This is a genomic window from Methanosarcina baikalica (genome assembly GCF_031461075.1).
GTDB classification, from domain to species: Archaea; Halobacteriota; Methanosarcinia; order Methanosarcinales; family Methanosarcinaceae; genus Methanosarcina; species Methanosarcina baikalica.
In genome coordinates this window covers 1-1,725 of sequence record NZ_JAVKPK010000140.1, presented here as the reverse complement: position 1 = coordinate 1,725, position 1,725 = coordinate 1, and the positions used below count along the sequence as shown (strand labels likewise).

At 35.4% G+C, this 1,725-nt stretch carries 1 protein-coding gene; it reads left to right on the top strand.

The annotated features are described in order from the left end of the window. The first annotated feature begins 128 nt into the window (after positions 1-128). Positions 129-1,583: an IS1182 family transposase gene (locus RG963_RS16400; RefSeq protein ID WP_396654752.1), complete on the top strand. Its 1,455-nt coding sequence runs from the start codon at positions 129-131 to the stop codon at positions 1,581-1,583. The last annotated feature ends 142 nt before the right edge of the window (positions 1,584-1,725 follow it).

The following is a 1,725-nucleotide window of genomic DNA, read 5'->3' as shown; positions in this document are numbered from 1 at the left end:
CAGGCTGTCTCAAAACTATGCTTGATTCTACAATTGGGTAAGAACTATTAGGAATATTTATCTTTTTTAGAATATATCTTACATAAAAAGTATATTATTTGAGAAAAATCACTCCTAAGTGTCTCACCATGTTCAAAAGGTACGATCAAAAGCAGCAATTTTTACTTCCATTTAACCTGGAAGAGTTTGTTCCTGAAAACCATATTGCCAGAGTACTAAACGACATCATAGATGTCGTTAATATTGATGCTATTGAATCCACCTACTCTGAGGAAGGTTGCCCTGCCTATCATCCAAGACTTCTTTTAAAAATCTCACTTTATGGATACCTGATAAGCATCAGAAGCTCACGCAAGATAGAGCAAATGACCCAAACAGATACTGCTTTTATGTACCTTGCAGCCATGCAAAAACCTGATTTCCACACAATTTGTCGATTCCGTTCAACTCATCTGGATCCGATTAAAGAAATCTTTTCACAGGTTGTCACTTTTTGCAAGGAAATGGGTCTTATTGGTTCCAGTATATCGATTGACGGAACAAAGGTTAAGGCAAATGCTTCTCCAAGACAAAGCAAGAGCTCGGATGCTCTCGAAAAAGAAATCGAGACGATACTCAAAGAGAGCATTGAGACTGATAAATATGAAGATGAAATTTATGGTGACTCGACACCTTACCAGATGCCAGAAGAACTGGTTGACAAGAAGAAAAGATTAGAGAAAATTAAGGCTGTTAAGAAAAAGCTCGATGAAGAAAAGCTGAAAAAAGTAAACATCACAGACAACGATGCTCGAATTATGAAGCATAAAGATGGAAGTAAGAAACCTTCCTACAATTGTCAGGTTGCTGTTGATGAAAAGGAACAAATTATTGTTGCGGCAAACGTTGTTGACGAAGAAAATGACTTGCATCAGATTGAACCAATGATAGAAAACGTAACGGAAACACTGAAATACAAACCAACAATAGTGTTGGCAGATGCGGGTTATTTCTCATATGAGAATCTGGAATTTTTACTCAACGAACAAATTGATGCTTATGTTCCTGATAACTTTTATGAAGTTGAGAAAAGGGGAAAAACCAAAAAGTTCAGGAAATCTCTCTTCACTTATGATGAGGAAAAAGATTGTTATTATTGCCCTGCTGCATTTGAAATTACATTTACAAGAATACAAAAAAGGAAGGATGACACGGATTTAAGGTATTATGTCTGTAATTATTGTTCTTTGTGTGTGTTGAAAAATGCATGTACTGAGAGTGAAAACAGGACAATATCAAGAGATCCTAGAGAGTACTTAATGGAGAATATGAGGGCTAAATTGAATACAGAAGAAGGAACGGAACAGTATCAGAAAAGAATGTGTACTGTAGAACCTGTATTTGGTCAGATGAAACAGGATAGAGGATTCAGGGAATTTCTGTTGAGAGGGAAAAGAAAGACAAAAATTGAATTTGTTATGATGTGTACTGTACACAACATAAGGAAAATAGCAGATTTCATGAAGAGAGAAGGTAAAAACCTGAAGGATATTCTAATAATGATGACTGGAAGAAGCAAATGGGGAATAAATGGGATATTGTAGCAGGAAAGGCAAATAAACTATGGTGATCAGTGAAAATTAATTTATTCTTGTCGAAATTAAATCTATTCTTGGTGGAATGAAATAAAAATTGAGATGGGATATTACCCAATTGTAGAATTCAAACAGGTTTTGAGACAGCCTG